This window comes from Microvirga sesbaniae (genome assembly GCF_025460805.1).
Taxonomy (GTDB): Bacteria; Pseudomonadota; Alphaproteobacteria; order Rhizobiales; family Beijerinckiaceae; genus Microvirga; species Microvirga sesbaniae.
Genome location: NZ_JAMXFJ010000003.1, coordinates 155,116 through 177,477, shown reverse-complemented (window position 1 = coordinate 177,477; position 22,362 = coordinate 155,116). Strand labels below are relative to the sequence as shown.

The window sequence follows — 22,362 nt, the reverse complement described above, 5'->3', positions numbered from 1 at the left end:
ACCGGCCCGTAACCGCAATCTCTTACCGTCAGGGTATGTGTTGCGCCGGCAACGGTTCCTCCGAGAGAACCGGGCGCAAGGGCCTAGAACCAAACGAAACAGGGATTGTTGCAGCATGAATTCGGTTTGGATGGGACGCCGAAAGACATGGGCTCTTGTTGGTATCGTTGCGTCATTTGCCGTCGCGGTCGCTTCCCCGGCGGATGCGGCACGCCGCAAGGCCAGCCCGGCCGGTGGTGGTTACAGCCCCCTTTCCGCCTCCATCGTCGTCGATGCCAAGACGGGCAAAATTCTCCAAGGTGAGAACGTCGATGAACCGCGCATCCCGGCATCCCTCACGAAGGTGATGAGCCTTTATCTCCTGTTCGAGCAGCTCGAGCGCGGCCGCATGCGCGCCGACACCCCCCTGACCGTCTCCGCCTATGCCGCCAGCCAGCCGCCGACCAAGCTCGGCCTCCGCCCCGGCTCGACCATCGAGGTCGACGACGCGATCAAGGCGATGGTGACCCTCTCGGCGAACGACGTCTCCGTCGTGGTCGCCGAGAATATCGCAGGTTCGGAGGACGCCTTCGCTCAGATGATGACCCGCAAGGCGCGGGAGCTCGGCATGAGCTCGTCGTCCTTCTACAATCCGCACGGTCTGCCGCACGAGCCGCCGAACATCACGACGGCCCGCGACCTGTCGATCCTCGGCCGCGCGATCCAGGACCGGTTCCCACGGTACTTCGCCTACTTCCAGACTCAATCGTTCCAGTATGGCAAGCGCACGATCCGCGGCCACAACCGGCTGCTCGGCAAGATCGACGGCGTCGACGGGATCAAGACCGGCTATACCCGCCTGTCCGGCTTCAACCTTCTGACCTCGGTGAACACCGACACCCGCAGCATCGTGGCCGTGGTGCTCGGCGGCCGCTCCGGCGCATCCCGTGACCAGAAGATGGCGGGGCTCATCGAGAATCATCTGCCGCGGGCCTATGCGGGTGCCCGGACCGCACCTTCAGTGGTCGAGAACCAGCCCGCCATGGTGGCCGAGGCTCCGGCGCCGCGTCCCGTCGAGCCCGCCCCCATCGCAGCACCCGTCAAGGTGGCCTCGGCCATTGCCCAGGCACCGGTCGCCCAAGCCTCGACTCCTCAGGCCTCGACGCCTCAGGCCGCCCCCGACCGCAAGCCGCTCGACCTGAACACGCTGCGGCCGGTCGTGGCCTCGGCTGCCGGGGCCAGTTCGACCACCACGCCCTCCTCGGTCCGGTGGCAGAAGGGCCAGGAACCCCTGCCGCTGAACGCCCAGGCCTATGCGGCCCTTCCGACATCCGCGCCGATCCCGGCATCCCAGAAGGCGGCTCTCCAGGCCAAGATCGAGGCGAAGGCTTCCGAGCCCGCACCGTCCGCCGCTCCCGCGGCGACCAAGACGGCCTCCCTCAAGCCTGAGGCTCCCAAGGCCGAGGCTCCCGAGCCCCGGAAGGCCGTCGCCGGCTGGGTCGTTCAGCTGGGTGCGACGGACGATGAAGATAAGGCCAAGGCCATGCTCGACTCCGCTCGCAGCCGGTTCGGCAAGGTTCTGGGCAAGGCCTCCCCGTTCACCGAGAAGGTGACGGTCGACGGGAGCACCCTGTACCGGGCCCGATTCTCCGGATTCTCCGAGTCGAACGATGCTGCCAATGCCTGCAAGCAGCTCAAGAAGGCCGGCATCAACTGCTTCGCCGCACGTGGCTGACCGAACCTAGAGCATCGGACGGAAAAGTGGATCCGGTTTTCCGTCCTGACCGATGCTCTCATTCAAGAAGAAAGCATCGGATGGATCCCAAAAGTGCAAGTCCACTTTTGGGTCCGAGGCTTTAGCGAACTTCGCGACGGCGTGCGTTCCTGCGCCGTCGCAGCTTCCAGACACACCGGATCGCGCGTGGAGTATCAGCGATGTCGGCCCAGCAGGACTTCTCTCGCCTCGTTCACGCGAGCCGCGAGATACGCCGTCCCCCCCTGGTCGGGATGGAGTTTCTTCATCAGCGTCCGGTGCGCTTTTCGGATCTCGTCGAGGCTCGCACCCGGCTGAAGGCCCAGGATCTGATAGGCTTCCTCTTTCGTCATTATGCCCGAATGCGCCTGGGTGCGCGTCCGCGTGTCGCGATCTCCCTGAGCGTTTTCACGCCAGCCGGCAAACCGGCGATCAAAATACGCCTCTAGGAGCGGCACGCCCTGGGGGTCGTGGGCGCTGCATTCATCGTAGAGACGGCGCAGGCTCTCGGGGTCGAGGCTGGAGAGGCGGCGCCCCGCGAACGCCCCGACCAGGATGCTGCCCTCCACGGCCCCGGTGGCGTGGTCGATTTCCATCTCGATCATGGCCGACCGGATGCGTGAAAAACGGCCTCGCGCCTGCTGGAGCTTGCTCCAGGGCCCCGGGAGATTCAGGGCGCCCCACCCCAAGGCCCAGGCGGCGAAGCCGCCGAGGAGGAGCGCCATGTCGAAGCGTCCCTTGACGCCCAGGAGCACGGCCGCACCGAGCGCCGCGATGCCGGCCGCCGCTTTCACGCCCTTGGCCAGGGACTTAGGGTCCGTCAGCGTATAAGACTTGGCGAGCCACCACAGAAGCGCGACCGCCAGGATTCCAAGAAGCAGCATCATCGTTTTTTCCCCATCCCAACATGTGGGCCGGGATGGGGCGGATGTAAATTGCCGTTCGGGGAATGGTGCCTGCGGCGAAGGGCTATTCGGGCCGCTTGGGGATGTCCAGGCCGCGCTGGACCGCCGGCCGGGCCAAGCCACGTTCGAGCCAGGCCGGCACGCGCTTCAGGGTGTCGAACTCCACGAGTTCCCCGGCACCGTAGAACCCAATCAGGTTGCGGACCCAGCCGAGCAGCGCGATATCGGCGATGGTGTAATCCTCCCCCATGATCCAGTCGCGCCCTTCGAGCCTCGTTTCGAGCACCCCGAGCAGGCGCTTCGACTCGTTGCGGTAGCGTTCGAGCGGACGCTTGTCCTCGATCTCCCGGCCGGCGAACTTGTGGAAGAAGCCCAGCTGACCGAACATCGGACCGACGGCCGCCATCTGGAAGAACACCCATTGGACGGTCTCATACCGCCTCGCGGGATCCGATGGCAGGAACTTGCCGGTCTTCTCGGCGAGATAAAGCAGGATCGCGCCGGATTCGAACAGGGCAAGCGGCCGACCGCCGGGTCCGTCGGGATCGATGATGGACGGGATCTTGCCGTTGGGGTTCAGGGACAGGAACTCGGGGGTCCAGGTCTCGTTCTGGCCGATATTGATGAAATGAGGCTCGTACGCCAGGCCGGTCTCCTCGAGCATGATCGAGACCTTGACCCCGTTCGGCGTCGGCGTGGAATAGAGCTGGATCCGGTCGGGATGCCGGGCAGGCCAGCGGGTCGCGATCGGAAAGGACGAAAGATCAGCCATGGGAACTCCATCATCGGCGTGAGTCGTGATGGAGGGATGCTAGAGCATCGCACCCAAAAGTGGACCCACTTTCGGGAGCGGATCCGATGCTCAAACCCGTAAGCGGCCAATCGTTCGGGGCGGACCCTTTGGGTTCGCACGATGCGTTCGAGCGGGCGGCCCGGCTTGCACACGCACCCGGACCGGAAGCCGATCAGGATTCAGTGCAGCAGGCCGGCTCGGCTGCGCTGGCTCTCCCGCTCCCAGGCCTGAACCACGATGCCATTGATGCCGGAATCGTGCAGACGATCGCTCAGGTCGATGAAATGACGCTCCGTCGCCTCCACGTCGATCTCGATCTGCTCGTCTTCCGCCTGTTCGAGTTCCGAAGCGGCATAGCGCTCGTAGGCGGCCGACATCTCGGCATACGCGAAGGCCACGGGCAAGGTGCGAAAGATGGTGGAAAATTCCTCATCGAGCTCGCCGGTGGCAAGGTCGCGCATCTGGACCAGATAGCCGTCATCATGCTCGCAGACTTCGTAGCGCCAGTGCCGGCCTTCGGATGCACACATCAGCATCGGAACCTCCACTCAACTGTACTGCTGAGCCAATGCTGTTCGAGCCGGCGGGGTTCCAAGAAGATCCCCGGCAAAAAAGTTCAATAGCGACCCATGACTTCCGTCCGGACACGACCGCCGAGCCGCACCTGGGTTCCGTTGCCCAGATTGATGAAGCCCTGGTTCGCGCTGACGGAATCGGGCTTTTCGGCCTTCACGGGCCGGCCCTCGAGACGCGCCCTGCACTCGGGAGGCAGCTCCGGGCGGGCGCCCGGCGCCGGGTCGGGCATGCGGCACTCTTTCGCAAGGGCAGGACTGCTCGCGGCGATCAGGATGACGGCAGCGACGGATTGGATCCTCATCAGGACATCCCCACGGATTCACATAGGTTAGAGCAGGCCCAGCTCGGCCAGCTCGCGCCGCATGTCTTCGGGCATCCTGGCAAGATCGCCCGCTTTCAGGTCGATGTCGCGGGGGGCGTCCTTCGCGACCAGGTATCGCCAGCCCTGAAACGGCCGGAACGGACGGGGCTCGACCGCGATGACGGCCGAGTCCAGCACCAGGCGACAGCGGCCGATTCCGTCCGCATCCGTGAACGGCCGGACGTCCAGAAGCCTCTGACGGGCCGCGACCTGCCCTTTGATCACCCAGAACAGGGATCCGCCATCCAGCAGTTCGTCGACCCGTTTGGGCACCATCCGGGTCGTGTGCGTCTGCTCGTACTCGCGCCCGAGCCGCCGGTGGAGCGCACGGTTCTCCTCGATCCACTCCTCGAGATCCGTAATCGAGTCACAACCGACGCAGAGCTTGATCAGGTGCAGTGCCATGTCTCTTTTCAACCATGCGCCCGCGGGTTTGTCATCCGGCGGTGCGACGCAGGCCAAAGCATCGGACGTGAAAGGTGGTCTCCCCTTTCGAGATCGGATCCGATGCACTCTCCTTGGATGAGAGCATCGTTGAGAGCGGACCCGGAGGGCGGCACGATGCTCGAGCCCTTGAGCGGCGCACCGTTCGGGCCCCTGTCTTGATCGCTCGGCCGATCCACCACCCCGTCATCACCGGGCTTGTCCCGGTGATCCCGATTGTTCGAGGCGCGGCGCTTTTCCGCATCGGGACGGCCGGGACAAGCCCGGCCATGACGTGGGGAGGGTCGTGGGAAGGGTCGCGCCACTGCAATAGTCACCCTCCACGTCATCACCGGGCTCGTCCCGGTGATCCCGATTGTCCGATGCTCCACTCCTGGCTGGCGTACCGTTGAGGGCGAAAAACCGGGTCCACTTTTTCGCACGGTGCGCTAGCCCTCCGTCTTGAGCACGATCAGTCGCGCCCCTTCCGCCACCTGCGTCCCCGGCTCGGCGGCAATCTCCGCCACCTCCGCGTCCGATGACGCGACCAGCACATGCTCCATCTTCATCGCTTCCACGATGGCGAGGCGCTGCCCCTTCTCGACCCGGTCACCAGGCTGCACGAAGACCGCGACGAGCTTGCCGTGCATCGGCGCCTTGACGGTGCCGCCCTCGTCCATGTGTTCGAGGTCGACATCGAAGGGATCATACGGCTGGACGAGCGTCTGGCGTCCGTTGCGGATGATGTAGACGCCGTGCGGTGCGTCCACTTCCTGGTCGATCTCCTCGACCGCCCAGGGATCGCTCGCGCCGAACGCGACGGTGCTCGCACCGCGATGCTCGCGGCTGAAGACCTCGCGCGCCTCGACGCGCTCCCCGTCCACGCGCAGAGGCACGCCGACGCTGCGAATGCCGAGGAGCTGAAATCCGTCCGGCATGGACCATGGCGACGAGGGCTCGTCGCTCTTCTGGAGCTCGGCCATGCGCAACCGCTCGATCTCCCGTGAGATCAGCGCCGACGCCCCGAACGACACGGCGATCTCGTCGACGGGCTGCGGTCCGACCCCGAGACTCGCGAGATTGCGGTCTATGAACCCCGTGTCGAACCGGCCTGCCCTGAACCCCTCGGCCTCGCAGAGCTTCTTCAGGAAAGCCGCGTTGGTCCTGGGCCCGGCAACGACCGTCTTGCCGAGCGCGGCGGCGAGCCTGTCCAGGGCTTCGAGTCGGCTCCCACCGTGCGCGATGACCTTCGCGATCATGGGATCGTAGTAAGGCGTGACCTCGGCGCCGGCCTCGACACCCGTATCGATGCGGATTCCGTCATGCTCCGGAAATTCCAGCGCCCAAAGTTTTCCTGTGGAGGGCAGGAATTCCTTCTCAGGGTCCTCCGCATAGAGACGCGCCTCGACCGCATGGCCGTCGATGGCGAGGTCTTCCTGCGAAAACGGCAGGACCTCGCCCGACGCGGCGCGAAACTGGAGTTCGACGAGATCGAGCCCCGTGATCAGCTCCGTGACCGGGTGCTCCACCTGGAGGCGGGTGTTCATCTCCATGAAATAAAAGCGATCGGGGCGCAGCCCCTCACGACCGTCGGCGATGAACTCGACGGTTCCGGCCCCGACATAGCCCACGGCCCGGGCCGCCTCGACGGCCGCGTGCCCCATGGCCTGGCGCATCTCCGGCGTCATCCCGGGAGCCGGGGCCTCCTCGATCACCTTCTGGTGGCGGCGCTGGAGCGAGCAGTCGCGCTCGAAGAGGTGCACCACGTTGCCGTGTCCGTCGGCAAAGACCTGGATCTCGATATGGCGCGGCGAGAGGACGTACTTCTCCACCAGCACGCGCGGGTCCCCGAAGGCATTCTGCGCCTCGCGCTGGGCGCTCTCCAGCGCGGCGTCGAAGTCGGCCGCCTTCTCGACGCGCCTCATGCCCTTGCCGCCGCCGCCCGCAACCGCCTTGATCAGGACCGGATACCCGATTTCATAGGCTTTCTGCCGCAGGAAATCCGGATCCTGCCTGGAGCCGTGATAGCCCGGCACGACCGGGACGCCCGCCTGCTGGACCAGAGCCTTCGCGGCGTCCTTGAGCCCCATCGCCTTGATCGCGGAGGCCGGCGGTCCGACGAACACGATGCCGTTCGCCGCGCAGGCCTCGGCGAACTCTGCCCGCTCGGACAGGAAGCCGTACCCGGGATGGATGGAGGCGGCCCGGGTGCGTTTGGCGACGTCGATGATCCCGTCGGTCCGCAGATAGCTCTCGCGGGCGGGAGCTGGTCCGATGAGATAGGCCTCATCCGCCATCTGAACGAAGAGCGACTCCGCATCGGCTTCCGAATAGACCGCGATGGTCCGCATGCCCAGGCGCTTGGCGGTGCGGATGATGCGGCACGCGATCTCGCCGCGGTTGGCGATCAGGACACTCTCGAGCATTTCCATCCCTGTTCCGGCTGACCCGTCTGGTTTTGCAAGACCTGGCGCATCGTGCGGACCCAGAGGGCCGCCCCGAACGATGCTCCAGCCAAGAGTGGACCATCGGGATCGATCCCGAAAGTGGGTCCATTTTTCACGTCCGAGGCTCTAGAGCAAACCTCGCGGGCGTTGTCACGCCCGAAACGCAGGACCGAGACCGGAGGCATCCGGGCAGGCTCTTTTTCGCGGGAGAACGGCCCTCGGTTCAACTTCGTGCGATTCTCCTCTTGCCGCGGCCAGGCACACACGCTAGCTTCTTATTGCAAATCGTTTGCAACTGCAGAAAGTCGCCATGGACCAGCCCGCTCCCGTGTCCCTCGTGCAAAAGGCCGCGTGGCGGCGATCGTCGGACCTTGCCTCCCTGCCGGAGGTCAACCGCTCGATCGCCGTGAGGCCGGGATCGGTATGGCGTCGCGCAGCGGCGTTCCTGGGGCCGGGCTATCTGGTCGCCGTGGGCTATATGGATCCCGGCAACTGGGCGACCTCCATCGCGGGCGGCTCCAAATACGGCTACGCCCTGCTGTCGGTGGCGCTGATCTCCAACATCATGGCGATCATCCTGCAATCCCTCTGCGCCAGGCTGGCGGTCGCGACGGGCCGCGACCTGGCTCAGGCATGCCGGGACGCCTATCCGAAGCCGGTCGCCTGGCTCCTGTGGGCGCTGGCGGAGCTTGCCATCTGCGCGACGGACCTCGCGGAGGTGATCGGCACGGCGATCGGCCTCAATCTTCTGTTCGGGGTCCCGCTCGAAATCGGCGTCATCATCACGGCGCTCGACGTGTTCCTGATCCTGTATCTGCAGAATCTCGGCTTCCGGTGGGTGGAGGCCTTCATCATCACGCTGCTCGGCGTGATCGCCATCTGCTTCGGTGTCCAGATCGCCATGGCCGATCCGGACTGGGCGGGCGTCATCGCCGGCTTCGCTCCCACGACCGAGATCGTCACCAATCCCGACATGCTCTACCTCGCCCTCGGCATTCTGGGCGCGACGGTGATGCCGCACAACCTCTACCTGCACTCGGGCATCGTGCAGACCCGCGCCTATGGCGACACCCTGTCCGAGCGGCGCGAGGCTCTGCGCTTCGCAACCCTCGACTCGACCATCGCGCTGATGTTCGCCCTCACCATCAACGCATCTCTGCTCATCCTGGCGGCGGCGGCTTTCCATCACACCGGCCGATCCGAGATCGCGGAGCTCGGCGAGGCCCACACGCTGCTCAAACCGATCCTCGGCAGTGCGATCGCGCCCATGCTCTTCGGCCTGTCGCTGCTCTGCTGCGGACTGAACTCCACGGTGACGGCCACCATGGCCGGCCAGATCGTCATGGAAGGCTTCATCAGCTTCGAGATGGCGCCCTGGCTGCGCCGCCTGATCACCCGTGGCATCGCCATCATCCCGGCCGCCGGCGTCACCATCGCATACGGAGAGGGCGGGACGGCGAAACTGCTGATCCTGAGCCAGGTGATCCTGAGCCTTCAGCTCCCGTTCGCGGTCATCCCGCTCGTCACGATGACGGCCTCCCGGGCCAAGATGGGCGCCCTCGTCACGCCGCGATGGCTCACCGCGATCGCCGGCTTGATCGCGGCGGTCATCGTGGCGCTCAACGTGAAGCTCTTGGTGGATTTCGTGACCGGGTGAGTCCCCCAGGCGGCGGCTGTTTGCGAACATGACCGGGGCATCGGGTGAAGGAGATCCATGGTTCCGACCCGGCTTGTCACCTTCCCCTTGCTTTCGGTTCGGGCATGATCCGCCACAGCGTCATGGCCGGGTTGGTCCCGTCCATCCCGATCGATGCTCCAGAGCGGTTTCCACTGGCGTGGAATCATCTCTCTTCTTTGGCTTGCCGCATTTTCAACGGCGAACCGGATCCACTTCGCCGAAAAATGCTCTCGCGCTTGTGGGATCGGCATCACCGGCGCGGGCCGGTGATGCTGGGTCCGTGGAGCAGGCTTCCTCAAGCGTCCTTGAGGCGTCCCAGAGCTTCTTCCATCTTCGCCTTGCGCGTCAGCGCCTCGTCGCGGCGCTCGCGCTGTTCCTCCACGACCTCCTCGGGGGCGCGTTTGATGAAATCCGCATTCCCGAGCTTTGCGTCGATCTTGCCGACCTCCACGTCGAGCTTCTGGATTTCCTTGGCGAGGCGCGCCCGCTCCGCATCGAGATCGATCACGCCCTCGAGCGGCAGGGCCGCGGCCTCGCCCCGGATGAGGAGCTGGATCGAGCTCTTCGGGGCCGCATCGGCGAACGAGATCTCGGAGATCCGGGCCAGGCGCTTGACGATGTCGCCCCAGCGTCCCGCGCGCGCCCTCACGTCGCCCGACGACGCCACGAGGACCAGGGGAATCTGCGCGCCGGCCGGCACGTTCGTTTCCGAACGGGCGGAGCGGATCTCGGTCACGAGGTCCACCACCCAGCCGATCTCGGCCTCGGCCCGGGGATCGATCAGATCATCGAGGTTCGACCAGGGAGCGAGAGCCAGAATCGTCTCGCGCTTCGGCCCTTCCTGCCCCTTCACCTCCCACAGCTCTTCCGTGAGGAACGGCATGATGGGGTGGAGAAGCTTGCAGATCTCGTCCAGGATGAACGCGATCGTGGCGCGCGTCTCGTCCTTGGCCGGCGAATCCGCGCCCTGCAGGACGGGCTTGGACAGTTCGAGCGTCCAGTCGCAGAACACGTTCCAGACGAACCGGTAGGCCGCGCCGGCCGCTTCGTTGAACTTGTAGCTCTGGATTCCCGCCGCAACCTCGTTGATGGCCTTGGCGCACTCGCTGAGCGCCCATTGGTTGAGCGTCTCCTTGACGGATTTCGGATCGAAGCCGGCAACGCGTCTGCACTCGTTCATCTCGGCGAATCGAGCGGCGTTCCAGATCTTGGTCGCGAAGTTGCGGTAGTTCTCGACCCGCTGAACCGACAGCTTGATGTCGCGCCCCTGCGCGGCCATCGACGTGAGCGTCATGCGCAGCGCATCGGCCCCGTACTGCTCCACCACGTCGAGCGGATCGATGACGTTGCCTTTCGACTTCGACATCTTCGCCCCCTTCTCGTCGCGGACGAGGGCATGGATATAGACCGTGTCGAAGGGCACCTCTTCCATGAAGTGCAGGCCCATCATCATCATCCGGGCGACCCAGAAGAAAATGATGTCGAAGCCGGTGACGAGCGTGTTCGTCGGGTAGTAGCGCTTTAGCTCCGGCGCATCGTCCGGCCAGCCCAGGGTCGAGAACGGCCACAATGCGGACGAGAACCAGGTGTCGAGCACGTCCTCGTCGCGCCTGAGCGGCACATCCCGCCCATTCTTCGCCCGTGCCTCGGCCCTCGCCTCCTCCTCGCTCATGGTGACGTAGACATGGCCCTGATCGTCATACCAGGCCGGGATCTGGTGACCCCACCAGAGCTGGCGCGAGACGCACCAGGGCTCGATGTTCTCGAGCCACTGGAAATAGGTCTTCTCCCAACTTTCAGGCACGAACTTGGTCTGGCCCTTGCGCACCGCATCGAGCGCCCTGTCGGCCAGAGGCTTCACGTTCACGTACCATTGGTCGGTGAGGTAGGGCTCGATCACCACGTTGGAGCGGTCGCCATGCGGCACGGTATGAGCGTGCGGCTCGATCAGGACCAGAAGCTCGCGCTCCTCCAGCATGATGACGATCCGCTTGCGCGCCTCGAAGCGGTCGAGACCGTCGAGAGCCAGCACGGCGTTCAGGTCACCGGTTTGCTCGAGGCCCTCCAGGAAAGCGTCGTTGCCGGCGAGCTCGAGCTGCGCCTCGGTCCCGAAGATGTTGATGAGCGGCAGCTTGTGGCGCCTGCCCACTTCGAAATCGTTGAAGTCGTGGGCGGGCGTAATCTTCACCGCGCCGGTGCCCTTCTCGGGGTCGGAATAGTCGTCAGCCACGATCGGGATGCGTCGGCCGACCAGCGGCAGGATAGCGAACTTGCCCACGAGATCCTTGTAGCGTTCATCATCGGGATGAACGGCCACGGCCACGTCGCCGAGCATGGTCTCCGGGCGCGTGGTCGCGACCGTGATGGAGCGATCCGGCATTCCCTCGATGGCGTAGCGGATGTGCCAGAGATGGCCCTTCACCTCGACCTGCTGAACCTCCAGGTCCGAGATCGCGGTCTGGAACTTGGGATCCCAGTTGACGAGGCGCTTGTCCTTGTAGATCAGGCCCTGCCTGTAGAGGTCGACGAAGACCTTCAGGACGGCGCGGGACAGGCCCTCGTCCATGGTGAAGCGCTCGCGCGACCAGTCGCAGGAGGCGCCGAGGCGCTTGAGCTGGCGCACGATGGTGCCACCGGATTCCTCCTTCCACTCCCAGACGCGCTTGACGAACTCCTCACGGCCAAGGTCGCGGCGCTGGATCTGGCGCTCGGCCAGCCTGCGCTCGACCACCATCTGCGTGGCGATACCCGCATGATCCATGCCGGGCTGCCAGAGCACGTCCTTGCCCCGCATGCGTTCGAAACGGCAGAGAATGTCCTGGATCGTATTGTTGAGGGCATGCCCCATGTGGAGCGAGCCGGTCACGTTGGGCGGCGGGATGACGATCGTGTAGGGTTCCGCGTCCCGGCGATCCGCGCGGCCGGCCTTGAAGGCGTCAGCCTCCTCCCAAAGGGAGGAAATGCGTGCTTCGACGGAGGTGGGATCGAACGTCTTGTCCATCATGATGAGTACCGGCCTCTGGGCGCGAATACCGCGCGAGCAAGACGGCTACAAACCGGACGGATGGGACGAAGTCAACAGAGGCGCGGCAATCTGGACCCGCCGCACGGAAAAGGGCCCCGGTTTTCAGGCCGGGACACGGTTCTAGCGCATCGGACGGAAAAGTGGACCCGGTTTTCCGCCTCATCCGATGCGCCGGTCAAGAGAGGGAGCCTCGGATGAATCCCAAAAGTGGTGTCCACTTTTGGGTCCGAGGCTCTAGCCTCGCGAGCGGGTCACGCGCTCGATCTCGCCTCGCACCAGGCGCTCGACCACGGAAGGAAGATTGTCATCGAGCCATGCTTTCAGCATGGGCCGCAGCATCTCCTTCATGAGATCCTCCACGGTCTGAGGCTGACTTGGCCTCACGGAAGCGCCGAGCCGGTCGAAAGCGCCGGAAACCGCCGCGCTGGCCTCCTTGGACAGGAGACGGTCGGCGGTCGCCGACTGGGGAAGCATGATGGGAGCGGCCGGCCGGGGAGACGCCTCCGGAACCGCACCCTGGACCGGCGCCGCTGCGGGCTGCCCGGGGTCATGATCGCCGTGCAGATGCTCCGCCTCCCGGACGTCCATAGGCCCCTCGTCCAGCAGAGCCTCGCCGCGGCTCCAGGGCCCGAGCACCGACTCGTTGGGGCCGGGCGCGATCAGCGGCGACATGTGCATCTCGGCAATGTCGAGAACGTTCTTCAAAGGCGAGGATGCCGGTTCCTCCGGCTCGGGGGATTGCAGCGCCTCATCGTCGGAGATGATGCGCCGGATGGAAGCCAGAATGTCTTCCATCGATGGCTCGTTAACTTTCAGGCTCGCAGAACCCATTACCGCATCCAAATCAAAATACGCAAGAATCACATTCAAAAGAATGCAAATGAAGTATTTTACGCAACCTTAAAGAAAACAAGCGGGGCCAGAACTTTTTGGTTCTGGCCCCGAAACTTATCAACGACCGTCGGGCGTACTTGTGCCGACCCAAAGATCCTTGACCTGATCGTAATGGATCTTCGGGCTGTAATGATTGACCTTGAGCCCGAGCGCCCGTGAGTTGAGGCGTCCCATGGCGTTGACCAGGCTGTATGAAGCCACCACCCGGTCGCGCTGAGCCGTGATGAGATTGACGCGGGCGTTCAACAATTCCTGCTGCGCGTTCAAGACGTCCAGGGTCGTCCGCTGGCCTACGCGGGCCTCCTCGCGCACGCCGCTCAGGGCCGTCTCGGCGGCGTCGATCTGAGCCTGCGCGGCGACGATCTGCGCGCGGGCTGCCTCCAGCCGCCCCCAGGAGGAGCTGACCGCGGCGCGGACCTGATCGCGGACCGAATCCGCCTCGAGCCGGCGCTGTCCGGCCACTTCCTTGGCCTGACGCGTCGCGGCATAAACCTGACCGCCTTCATAAATCGGCACCGTGAGCCGCGCGACCACCGAGGCCGACAGGGACGCATCGCCTCCCGTATTCCGGTCATACCGCTGGTCGACGGCACCCACGACGCCCAGCTGCGGGGCAAGGGCGCCCTCCTCGATCTTCACCTGCAGCTCGGCCACGTCGACCGCATGCTGGCGCGCCTTGATGGCCGGATGCTCGTTCAGGCCGATCTTGAGGGCCGCGTCGACCGTCCGAGGGGTCAGACGGTCCAAGGGACGCCCGGGCGCCAGTTGCGCGGGCTCGACCCCCACGACCTGGCGATACGTCGCAATACTGTTGCGCAGGGTGGCCTCGGCGAGACTGGCCTCGGACCGCGCGGCCGCCAGGCGGGCTTCCGCCTGGGCGACGTCGGTCCGGGTCACTTCGCCGACGTTGAATCGGTCCTGGGTCTGGCGCAACTGCTCGTCGATGACTTCGACGTTGTTGCGCTGGAGGTCGAGAATGGCCGTATCCCGCAGCACGTCCATATAGGCCGTCGCCGCATCGAGCAGGGTGCTCTGCTCGCTGCTGTTCAGGGTTTCGCGCGAGCCGAGGACCGAGGATTCCGCGGCGCGGACCCGGTTCTGCGTCCGGTAGCCATCGAAGATCGTCTGGTTGACCTCGACGCCGAACCCGCGCGGGTTGAGGGCGCTCTGGGTCGTCGTATTCGGCGAGAAGCGGGACGAGGGCTGCTCGACCGAGGCCCAGGTTCGGCCGACATCGGCCGTTCCGTTGACGATCGGCCGATATCCGGACTTCGCCTGGGCGACCGTTTCATCCGTCGCGCGGACGTTGGCACGCTGAGCATTCAGGTCCGGATTGTTGCCGTAAGCGCGGGCCAGGGCGCCTTCCAAGGTCTCAGCCGAAGCCCCGGCCGGGCCCATCAGCACGAACACCGAGGTCATCACCCCACAGAGCCAGCGATACGTCTTCTTGGAATGCTTATTCTTCACGCGCACCTGCCTAGCGACCCAAACGGAATATCCGCAAGAGACGCCGATTTCAGAAACCACTGCGACTCAAAGCGCAACAATACCCAAGGGAACAGAGTCGGCAACAACGCGTTGGGGCCGTCTCGATTTTAGCTTGGGAGTGGCGCAAAAAAGCGACACTGCCGAACCGCTGAAATTAAGGATCTGGAAGGAATTAGAACGTGAAGCCGGCCGGCTGAACGAAGGGCGCCAGCAGGGGCGCTGCGGCCTCGAAAAGGCTACGCTCTCCGATCGCATCTCCGCTGCGGACGTAGAGGGTCGCCCGGGCAGCGCGTCCGCGCCCCTTCACGCAGACCAGACGACCACCCTCGCCGAGCTGCCGGAGGAGCCCGTCCGGGCGGACCTCGACCGAGCCGTTCACGAGAATGGCATCGAAGGGCGCGTGGGCGGCATAGCCCTGCTCCAGCGCCCCGGTCGCGACGGCAACGTCGTCGCATCCGGCGGCACCGAGACACTGCCGGGCAGCCGCGGCAAGGCTCTCGTCCGACTCAAGGAGGGTCACCCGAGCACCCAGCGCGCGGAAGACCGCGGAAGCATAGCCGCGCCCCCCGGCGACATCGAGAACATTGTCGCCCGGATCGATCTCGAGCGCTTGGATCATGCGACCCAGGATCATCGGAGACAGCATGTAGCGGCTCTCGCCGCCGTCGCTCACGAGGATGTCCTGGTCGATATAGGCAAGACTCTCGCGGCCCGGGAGCACGAAGAGCTCTCTCGGAACGCTGTCCATGGCATCCAGGAGAGGCATGTCGTTCACATCGAAAGTGCGCAGCTGGCCATCAACCATCATGCGGCGCGCTTGTGTGAAATCGACCATGGATCGTGCCTTCAGAATTCGTTGGAGGCCTCGCCCGGAATCGAACCGGGGTGCAAGGATTTGCAGTCCTCTGCGTAACCACTCCGCCACGAGGCCATCCGGGGCGTGCCGCGAACGCGACGGGTGCTCCATAGCAACCATCCCCCCAAAGAGCAACAGCCCCTTTTCATGCCCGCCGGACAACAATGCGCTTGCAACCGCGGAAACCCGTGCTATATGCCTCCCACCTCGCCGGCGGACATGTCCCACGGACCTCCGCGGCGCTCAAGAAGCTGAGCGATAAGGCTTCTTGGAAAGGTATGGCTTATTCCGGCGTGGCGCAGCGGTAGCGCAGCGGACTGTTAATCCGTTGGTCGTAGGTTCGAATCCTACCGCCGGAGCCAACCTTCCCGTCTCTCCCGCATTCGACCTCAGCGTGCACGGCGTCCGGCTCAGTCTTTTCCAGGCTCGAACCTTGGCTATGATCCGCTGCCATGAGCACCGATTCACAAGCTCCCGTCCTGGTCTGGTTTCGCGACGACCATCGCCTGGCCGATCACCCTGCCCTCGCGGCGGCCGTCGCGACGGGATCGCAGGTTCTATGCTTCGCGGTCGTGGACGACGACTCCGACGGGCTGCGTCCCCTCGGCGCCGCCGCGCGCTGGTGGCTGCACGGCTCTCTCGCAGCCCTCGGCGAGGCTCTCCATCGGGCCGGATCCCGGCTTCTCCTGTTCAAGGGGTCGGCCCTGTCGATCGTCGGCAGGCTCGCGGTCGAAACGGGGGCCTCGGCGATCTTTTGGAACCGGCGCTATGGCGCGGCCGAGATCGCCGTCGACCGCACGATCAAGGAGCGCCTGACGGATCTCGGCGTGCGAGCCCACAGCTTCAACGGACGGCTCCTGCACGAACCTTGGACGATCGCCAACCAAGCCGGGAAGCCGTTTCAGGTTTTCACCCCCTATCTTAGGGCCGTCATGGCCCGTTCCGTCCCCGCTCCCTTGCCGGCTCCGAAGCGGATCGCCGGGGGGACGTGGCCCTCGGCCCTCCTGGATGCCGCCGTCCCTCTCGCCACGCTGAGCCTCGAACCTTCATCCCCCGACTGGGCCGGGGGGCTGCGCGCCGAGTGGCGCCAGGGCGAACGGGCGGGGCGGGAAAGCTTCGAGCGCTTCTGCCGTGAGAGCCTGAAAGGTTATGCGGATAGCCGGGACCGCCCGTCGGTTCAGGGCACGTCGCGCCTCTCCCCGCATCTGCGCTTCGGTGAGATCAGCCCCCGCCAGATCTGGCATGGCGTGACGGCGGAAGCCGCGCGCGAGCCCGGCCTGGCACGGGACGCGGAGAAATATCTGAGCGAAATCGTCTGGCGCGACTTCAGCCACCAGATGCTCCACTACCACCCTCACATGCCCGATCGACCGCATAGCGGCCGGTTCGACCGCTTTCCCTGGAACGACGATGCGCAGGCGGTGAGAGCTTGGCAGAAGGGTCGGACGGGATATCCGATCGTCGACGCCGGAATGCGCCAGCTCTGGCAGACGGGTTGGATGCACAACAGGGTGCGCATGATCGCTGCCTCGTTTCTGGTGAAACACCTGGTGACCGACTGGCGCCGGGGCGAGGCCTGGTTCTGGGACACCCTGGTCGATGCCGATCCCGCCAACAATGCCTTCAGCTGGCAGTGGATTGCGGGATCGGGGCCCGATTCGGCGCCCTTCCACCGCATTTTCAATCCGGTCGCCCAGGGCGAGAAATTCGACCCGGGCGGCGACTACGTCCGCTCCTTCGTGCCCGAGCTCGCCGAGCTGCCCGCGGGGTTCATCCACCGGCCCTGGGACGCGCCCCCCGACATTCTCCATGCGGCCGGGATCAGGCCGGGCGAGACCTACCCGAACCCGGTCATCCCGCACGGCCCGGCGCGCGAACGAGCCTTGCAGGCCTTCCGCAGCCTTCGCGGTGGGAGCGAGCTCGATTCGTGACCTTGGCCAAGGGAGGCTTGCGCCCAAGAAGCTGGCGCCAAGGGAGCTGGCGCCAAAGAAGCTGGCGCCAAGGGAGCTTGACCCGCCCGGCTCCTTGACGTCAGCATCCCGGTCGCTTTCCAACCCGAACGATCCGCCCCGCCCAACCCCGAGACCATCATGACTGCGACCAAGCTGCTCTATCGCGACGACGCTTATGCCACCTCCTGCGAGGCCCGGGTCCTCGGGACGACGCCCGAGGGCGGCGTCATCCTCGATCGCACGGTGTTCTACGCTCAAGGCGGCGGACAGCCGGGGGACGCCGGCTCCATCGTGAATGCCGACGGCGATACTTTCCCGATCACGAACACGGTCTATGGCCCGGACCGTTCGCAGGTCGTGCATCTGGTCGGACAGGAGGCAGCCTCCCGGTTCTCCGAGGGTGACGCCGTCCGGCTGCAGCTCGACTGGCCGCGGCGCCTCAAACGCATGCGCGTCCATACGGCCCTGCACCTGCTGAGCGTCGTCCTTCCCTACCCGGTGACGGGCGGCGCCATCGGCGACGGCGACGGGCGGCTCGACTTCGACATCCCGGATGCCGGCCTCGCCAAGGCGGAGATCACGGAGAAGCTGAACGCACTCGTGGCCCAGGACGCGCCGGTCACGGAGCGGTGGATCACGGACGAGGAGCTCGATGCGAATCCGGGGCTCGTGAAGACCATGTCGGTCAAGCCGCCCCGCGGGTCGGGCCGTGTCCGTCTGGTCGAGATCGAGGGGATCGACCTCCAGCCCTGCGGCGGCACCCATGTGCGCCGCACCGGCGAGATCGGCACGGTCGCGGTCACCGACATCGAGAAGAAGGGCAAGCAGAACCGCCGCGTTCGCATGTCGCTGGTCGATTGAGCCCCTATGACAAGGAGTTTTGCCATGTCCCAGCCTTTCGTTTCGACCTCCTGGCTGCAGGAGCACCTGAATGATCCGAACCTCGTGGTCGTGGACGCCTCGTGGTATCTCCCGAACCAGAACCGCGACCCCGAGGCCGAGTACCTCGCCGGCCATGTTCCGGGTGCCGTGCGCTTCGACATCGACACGGTCAAGGATCGGTCCTCGGCCCTGCCCCACATGCTCCCCTCGGCGGAGGATTTCGCCAAGGCTGCGGGCGCCATGGGGATCAGCCAGGATACGACCGTCGTGGTTTATGACGGCCTGGGCCTCTTCTCGGCCCCGCGGGTCCGCTGGATGTTCCAGGTGTTCGGCGCCCGTGACGTCTCGATTCTGGATGGTGGTTTCCCTGCCTGGAAAGCGGAAGGACGAGCGATCGAGACAGGCCCGGAGGAGCCGCGCCCGCCCAGGACCTTCACGCCTTCCTTCTCAGCTTCGGCCGTCGCGGATGTCGCGCGCGTGCAGGACGCGATTCAGTCCGGCTCGGCACAGGTCGTCGATGCCCGCGCGGCGGATCGCTTCAGAGGAGAGGCGCCCGAGCCTCGGCCCGGTCTGAAGGCGGGACACATTCCGGGCAGCGCGAACCTGCCCTGGAGCGACATCGTGGACAATGGTCGGTTGAAGGACAGCGCGAGCATCGCGCAGGCCGCCCGTGACGCCGGCCTGGATCTTCAACGTCCGATCATCGCGAGCTGCGGCTCAGGCGTTTCGGCCGCAATCCTCTCGGTGGCCTTCGAAACCCTGGGGCGGCCCGCTGATGCCATCTACGACGGCTCGTGGTCCGAGTGGGGTGCGCGGGACGACCTGCCGATTGCGACAGGGCCGGGAACGAAAGGCTGAACAGGCAGCCATGAAAAAAGGCCCCGGAGATTGCCGGGGCCTTTTCGTTTCTCACCATCCGCTCAATGCAGGATCTGCGAGAGGAAGAGCTTGGTCCGCTCGTGTTGCGGATTCCTGAAGAACTCGTCGGGCGTGTTCATCTCGACGATCTGTCCGTAATCCATGAAGATCACCCGATCGGCCACCTGGCGGGCGAAGCCCATCTCGTGGGTGACGCAGAGCATGGTCATGCCCTCGTCGGCCAGTCCCACCATGGTGTCGAGCACCTCCTTCACCATCTCGGGATCGAGCGCCGATGTCGGCTCGTCGAACAGCATGATCTTCGGGCTCATGCACAGGGAGCGGGCGATCGCCACACGCTGCTGCTGGCCGCCGGAGAGCTGGCCGGGATACTTGTTCGCCTGCTCGGGGATCTTGACCCGCTTCAGGTAATGCATCGCGATCTCTTCCGCCTCCTTCTTGGGCATCTTCTTCACCCAGATCGGAGCGAGCGTGCAGTTTTCGAGAATCGTCAGGTGCGGGAACAGGTTGAAGTGCTGGAACACCATGCCCACGTCGCGGCGCACCTCGTCGATGCGCTTGAGATCGTTGGTAAGCTCCGTGCCGTCGACGATGATGCGGCCCTTCTGGTGCTCCTCCAGGCGGTTGATGCAGCGGATCATCGTGGACTTGCCGGAGCCCGAGGGACCGCAGATCACGATCCGCTCGCCGCGCCGCACGTTGAGATTGATGTCGCGCAGGACGTGGAACTCCCCGTACCACTTGTGCACGTCGATCATCTGCACCGCGGCCTCGGCTTTCGGGTCGACGTCGACGGAGCGGATGGTTTGGGATGAAAGTGTCGTTGCCATGTGTGTTTACCGTTTCTGACCAGCCGCAAGGCGCCGCTCGACTCCCAGCGAGTACCGGGACATGCCGAAGCAGAAGATGAAGTAGAACAGAGCCGCGAAGGCATAGCCCGTGATGCCGATGGTCGGAGCCGCCCAGTTCGGATCGATCCGGGAGGCCTCGATGGTCTTCACCAGATCGAAGATGCCCACGATGGCCACCAGGGACGTGTCCTTGAACAGGCCGATGAAGGTGTTCACGATGCCCGGAATCACGATCCGCAGGGCCTGAGGCAGGATGATGAGGGTCATCATCTGCGGATAGTTCAGGCCCAGCGACATCGCGCCCTCGTACTGCCCTTTCGGCATGGCCTGAAGGCCGCCGCGGACCACCTCGGCCATGTAGGCGGAGGCGAAGAGCGCAGTGCCGATGAGGGGCCGGAGCAGGCGGTCCACCGTCATGTCCCCGGGAAGGAACAGCGGCAGCATGGTGTTGGCCATGATCAGCACCGTGATCAGCGGCACGCCGCGGACGAACTCGATGAAGATCACCGAGGCCATGCGCACGATGGGGAGCTTGGAACGCCGCCCCAGGGCAAGGAGAATGCCGAAGGGCAGCGAGACCACGATGCCCACCGTCGCGACGAGGAGCGTCACCAGGATGCCGCCCCACAGGGAGGTGGGCACATGGGCGAGGCCGAAATCCACATCGACCACGGCCAAGGTGATGCCGATCACCGCGACGATGCCGCCGCCCATGATGAGGGCGGGACGCATGGCGGTCTTGAGCAGTGCCGCGAAGAAGGCAAACAGGGCGATCACCAGCGCGCCGAAGATCGCGAACCCTATCCAGAAGCGCAGGCCGAGATCGGCATTGCCGCCCGTCAGGAGCACGTAGGACACGACCGGGAAGATCCAGAAGAAATAGACCGCTCCGAGATCCCGGCGCGGCGCCCGGAGCCACAGCAGCCAGGCGACCCCGATGGCCAGAAGGGCGAAGAAGATGTCGACCCGCCAGCGCTCGGACACCGTATAGGAGCCGTAGATGAAGTAGTTGATCTTGTCCCAGATGAAGGCCCAGCAGGCGCCGGTTTCGCTGCCGCCCGTATCCGCCCGGCAGGCTGCCCGGTCGGTGCCGGTCCACACCGCATCGATGAAGAGGAACCTCACCAGGGGCGGGACGGCGACGTACAGGAGGTAGAACACCACCAGCGTCAGGATGGTGTTGAAGGGGCCGGAAAAGAGGTTTTCCCGAACCCACGCGATGGGACCGCGGGCCAGGTTGGGCGGAGGCAGCGCCTCCACCTGCTTGGCGCGGACGAAACGGGGAATGTCGACGGCGGTGCTCATGCGATCTCCTACCGCTCGACGATCGCCACGCGGCGGTTGTAGATATTCATGATGAACGACGTCACGAGGCTGATCGTCAGGTAGACGCCCATGGTGATGACGACCACCTCGATGGCCTGGCCGGTCTGGTTCAGCACGGTTCCCATGAAGACCTGAACCAGGTCGGGATACCCGATGGCGACCGCCAGGGAGGAGTTCTTCGTCAGGTTGAGGTATTGACTGGTCAGCGGCGGGACGATGACCCGCATGGCCTGGGGGATCACCACCAGGCGCAGGGTCTGTCCCGGCGTGAGGCCGAGGGAGCCTGCCGCCTCCGACTGGCCCTTCGACACGGCCAGGATGCCCGCGCGGACCACCTCGGCGATGAAGGCGGCCGTGTAGGTGACGAGGCCCAGGAGAAGCGCCACGAATTCCGGCAGGATCTGCATGCCGCCGGTCAAGTTGAACGTCCCCTTGCGCGGCAATTCGAAGGTAATCGGGTTGGCCCCCGCCACGGCAAGCACGATCCAGGTCAGGACCGGCAGGCCGAGGAGCAAGGCCAGGGTGACCTTGCCGACAGGGTATTGCCGTCCGGTCTGCTCCTGTTGCCTGCGGGCCCAGCGGCGGTACACGAAGGTCCCGACAAGTCCGATCACGAGAGCCGCAACGACAACCGAGATATTGCTTCCCCAGATGGGCTTGGCCATGAACAGGCCGCGGGAGTTCAGGTAGAAGCCGGCGCCCATCTCGAGGGAGTTGCGCGGCTGCGGCAGGGTCCCGAGGACCGCGATGTACCAGAACAGCAACTGCACCAGCAGCGGGATGTTGCGCAGAACCTCCACATAGACCATGGCGACCTTGGCCACCATCCAGTTCTTGGACAGGCGCGCAATGCCGATCAAGAAGCCGAGGATCGTGGTGAAGAAGATGCCGATGGCGGAAACGAGCAGGGTATTCAGGAGGCCGACGATGAACGCATCGCCGTAGGTCCCGCCGGCTGCGCTGAACTGGATCAGCGTCTGGCTGATGTCGAAGCCCGCCGTGTTGTTGAGGAAGCCGAACCCGGAGGCGATCTTGGCGCGCTGCAGGTTCTCGACGGCATTCGTCGCGGCGACGTAGAAAAGGTAGACGATCGCGAGGACGAGAACGACCTGATAGAAAATCCCACGGACTTTGGGATCGTATAGAAACGATTTTTTGGGGGGCGATGTCTGACTGACAGCGGTCTGCACTGAGTTCATCCTCTGACGGCTTCTTATTTGTATCCTGCCGTCCTCCCCTGATCACGGCATCCAGGATACCACGAACGGGCGGCTTTTTGTTGTTCGTGTCTGAG

The 22,362-nt window shown here is 65.1% G+C and carries 18 protein-coding genes and 2 tRNA genes; 6 read left to right on the top strand and 14 right to left on the bottom strand.

The window, feature by feature from the left end; genetic code table 11:
* The first annotated feature begins 115 nt into the window (after nucleotides 1-115).
* Nucleotides 116-1,714: an SPOR domain-containing protein gene (locus OCW50_RS06120; protein ID WP_262296819.1), complete on the top strand. Its 1,599-nt coding sequence runs from the start codon at nucleotides 116-118 to the stop codon at nucleotides 1,712-1,714.
* A gap of 194 nt (nucleotides 1,715-1,908) precedes the next feature.
* Here the strand turns inward: OCW50_RS06120 and OCW50_RS33185 are convergent, their stop codons facing one another.
* The 6 genes from OCW50_RS33185 to OCW50_RS06090 all read right to left on the bottom strand — a co-directional run bounded on the left by OCW50_RS33185 (nucleotide 1,909) and on the right by OCW50_RS06090 (nucleotide 7,216).
* Nucleotides 1,909-2,619, bottom strand: a complete 711-nt coding sequence (locus tag OCW50_RS33185; RefSeq protein ID WP_315974401.1) for a DnaJ domain-containing protein — start codon at nucleotides 2,617-2,619, stop codon at nucleotides 1,909-1,911.
* Nucleotides 2,620-2,701: 82 nt separating this feature from the next.
* Nucleotides 2,702-3,409, bottom strand: a complete 708-nt coding sequence (locus OCW50_RS06110; RefSeq protein ID WP_262296818.1) for a glutathione S-transferase N-terminal domain-containing protein — start codon at nucleotides 3,407-3,409, stop codon at nucleotides 2,702-2,704.
* A gap of 200 nt (nucleotides 3,410-3,609) precedes the next feature.
* Nucleotides 3,610-3,966, bottom strand: coding sequence for a hypothetical protein (locus OCW50_RS06105; RefSeq protein WP_173950363.1), 357 nt, complete (start codon nucleotides 3,964-3,966; stop codon nucleotides 3,610-3,612).
* Nucleotides 3,967-4,046: 80 nt separating this feature from the next.
* Complete coding sequence (locus OCW50_RS06100; protein ID WP_262296817.1) at nucleotides 4,047-4,307, bottom strand: hypothetical protein; 261 nt, start codon at nucleotides 4,305-4,307, stop codon at nucleotides 4,047-4,049.
* A gap of 27 nt (nucleotides 4,308-4,334) precedes the next feature.
* The gene (locus tag OCW50_RS06095; protein ID WP_262267891.1) at nucleotides 4,335-4,772 is read right to left on the bottom strand and encodes a DUF1489 family protein; all 438 of its coding nucleotides are present in this window, start codon (nucleotides 4,770-4,772) and stop codon (nucleotides 4,335-4,337) included.
* A gap of 467 nt (nucleotides 4,773-5,239) precedes the next feature.
* Nucleotides 5,240-7,216 carry an acetyl-CoA carboxylase biotin carboxylase subunit gene (locus OCW50_RS06090; RefSeq protein ID WP_262296816.1) on the bottom strand — a complete coding sequence of 659 codons (1,977 nt, stop codon included), beginning with the start codon at nucleotides 7,214-7,216 and terminating at the stop codon, nucleotides 5,240-5,242.
* 331 nt (nucleotides 7,217-7,547) lie between these two features.
* Here OCW50_RS06090 and OCW50_RS06085 point away from each other — a divergent pair, with 331 nt between their 5' ends.
* Nucleotides 7,548-8,894, top strand: a complete 1,347-nt coding sequence (locus OCW50_RS06085; RefSeq protein WP_262296815.1) for an Nramp family divalent metal transporter — start codon at nucleotides 7,548-7,550, stop codon at nucleotides 8,892-8,894.
* Between the two features lie 316 nt (nucleotides 8,895-9,210).
* On the opposite strand, the gene OCW50_RS06080 is transcribed toward OCW50_RS06085, so the two are convergent.
* From OCW50_RS06080 to OCW50_RS06060, 5 genes are all read right to left on the bottom strand, one after another.
* Nucleotides 9,211-11,919, bottom strand: coding sequence for a valine--tRNA ligase (locus OCW50_RS06080; RefSeq protein ID WP_262296814.1), 2,709 nt, complete (start codon nucleotides 11,917-11,919; stop codon nucleotides 9,211-9,213).
* A 255-nt stretch (nucleotides 11,920-12,174) separates the two neighbouring features.
* Nucleotides 12,175-12,735, bottom strand: a complete 561-nt coding sequence (locus OCW50_RS06075; protein WP_262267895.1) for a PopZ family protein — start codon at nucleotides 12,733-12,735, stop codon at nucleotides 12,175-12,177.
* Nucleotides 12,736-12,891: 156 nt separating this feature from the next.
* The gene (locus OCW50_RS06070) at nucleotides 12,892-14,301 is read right to left on the bottom strand and encodes a TolC family outer membrane protein (protein ID WP_373371316.1); all 1,410 of its coding nucleotides are present in this window, start codon (nucleotides 14,299-14,301) and stop codon (nucleotides 12,892-12,894) included.
* Between the two features lie 193 nt (nucleotides 14,302-14,494).
* On the bottom strand, nucleotides 14,495-15,157 hold the full coding sequence (locus OCW50_RS06065) for a protein-L-isoaspartate O-methyltransferase family protein (RefSeq protein ID WP_262267896.1): 663 nt from the start codon (nucleotides 15,155-15,157) through the stop codon (nucleotides 14,495-14,497).
* A 22-nt stretch (nucleotides 15,158-15,179) separates the two neighbouring features.
* Nucleotides 15,180-15,253: transfer RNA gene (locus OCW50_RS06060), tRNA-Cys, on the bottom strand.
* 212 nt (nucleotides 15,254-15,465) lie between these two features.
* Between OCW50_RS06060 and OCW50_RS06055 the strand changes: the two genes are divergently transcribed.
* The 4 genes from OCW50_RS06055 to sseA all read left to right on the top strand — a co-directional run bounded on the left by OCW50_RS06055 (nucleotide 15,466) and on the right by sseA (nucleotide 18,870).
* Nucleotides 15,466-15,540 (top strand) — tRNA-Asn (locus OCW50_RS06055).
* Nucleotides 15,541-15,630: 90 nt separating this feature from the next.
* Entirely contained in the window at nucleotides 15,631-17,109 is a 1,479-nt protein-coding gene (locus tag OCW50_RS06050; protein ID WP_262296813.1) for a cryptochrome/photolyase family protein, read from the top strand.
* A gap of 159 nt (nucleotides 17,110-17,268) precedes the next feature.
* A complete protein-coding gene (locus tag OCW50_RS06045) occupies nucleotides 17,269-17,991 on the top strand; it encodes an alanyl-tRNA editing protein (RefSeq protein WP_262296812.1) in 723 nt (240 codons plus the stop codon).
* A 24-nt stretch (nucleotides 17,992-18,015) separates the two neighbouring features.
* The gene (gene sseA / locus OCW50_RS06040; RefSeq protein ID WP_262296811.1) at nucleotides 18,016-18,870 is read left to right on the top strand and encodes a 3-mercaptopyruvate sulfurtransferase; all 855 of its coding nucleotides are present in this window, start codon (nucleotides 18,016-18,018) and stop codon (nucleotides 18,868-18,870) included.
* 62 nt (nucleotides 18,871-18,932) lie between these two features.
* Here sseA and OCW50_RS06035 read toward each other — a convergent pair whose 3' ends face one another.
* The 3 genes from OCW50_RS06035 to OCW50_RS06025 all read right to left on the bottom strand — a co-directional run bounded on the left by OCW50_RS06035 (nucleotide 18,933) and on the right by OCW50_RS06025 (nucleotide 22,267).
* A complete protein-coding gene (locus tag OCW50_RS06035) occupies nucleotides 18,933-19,649 on the bottom strand; it encodes an amino acid ABC transporter ATP-binding protein (RefSeq protein WP_262267924.1) in 717 nt (238 codons plus the stop codon).
* A 78-nt stretch (nucleotides 19,650-19,727) separates the two neighbouring features.
* Nucleotides 19,728-21,047, bottom strand: a complete 1,320-nt coding sequence (locus tag OCW50_RS06030; protein WP_262267900.1) for an amino acid ABC transporter permease — start codon at nucleotides 21,045-21,047, stop codon at nucleotides 19,728-19,730.
* A gap of 8 nt (nucleotides 21,048-21,055) precedes the next feature.
* Nucleotides 21,056-22,267 (bottom strand): amino acid ABC transporter permease, encoded by a 1,212-nt coding sequence (locus tag OCW50_RS06025; RefSeq protein WP_262296810.1) that lies wholly within the window; start codon nucleotides 22,265-22,267, stop codon nucleotides 21,056-21,058.
* Nucleotides 22,268-22,362: the final 95 nt, after the last annotated feature.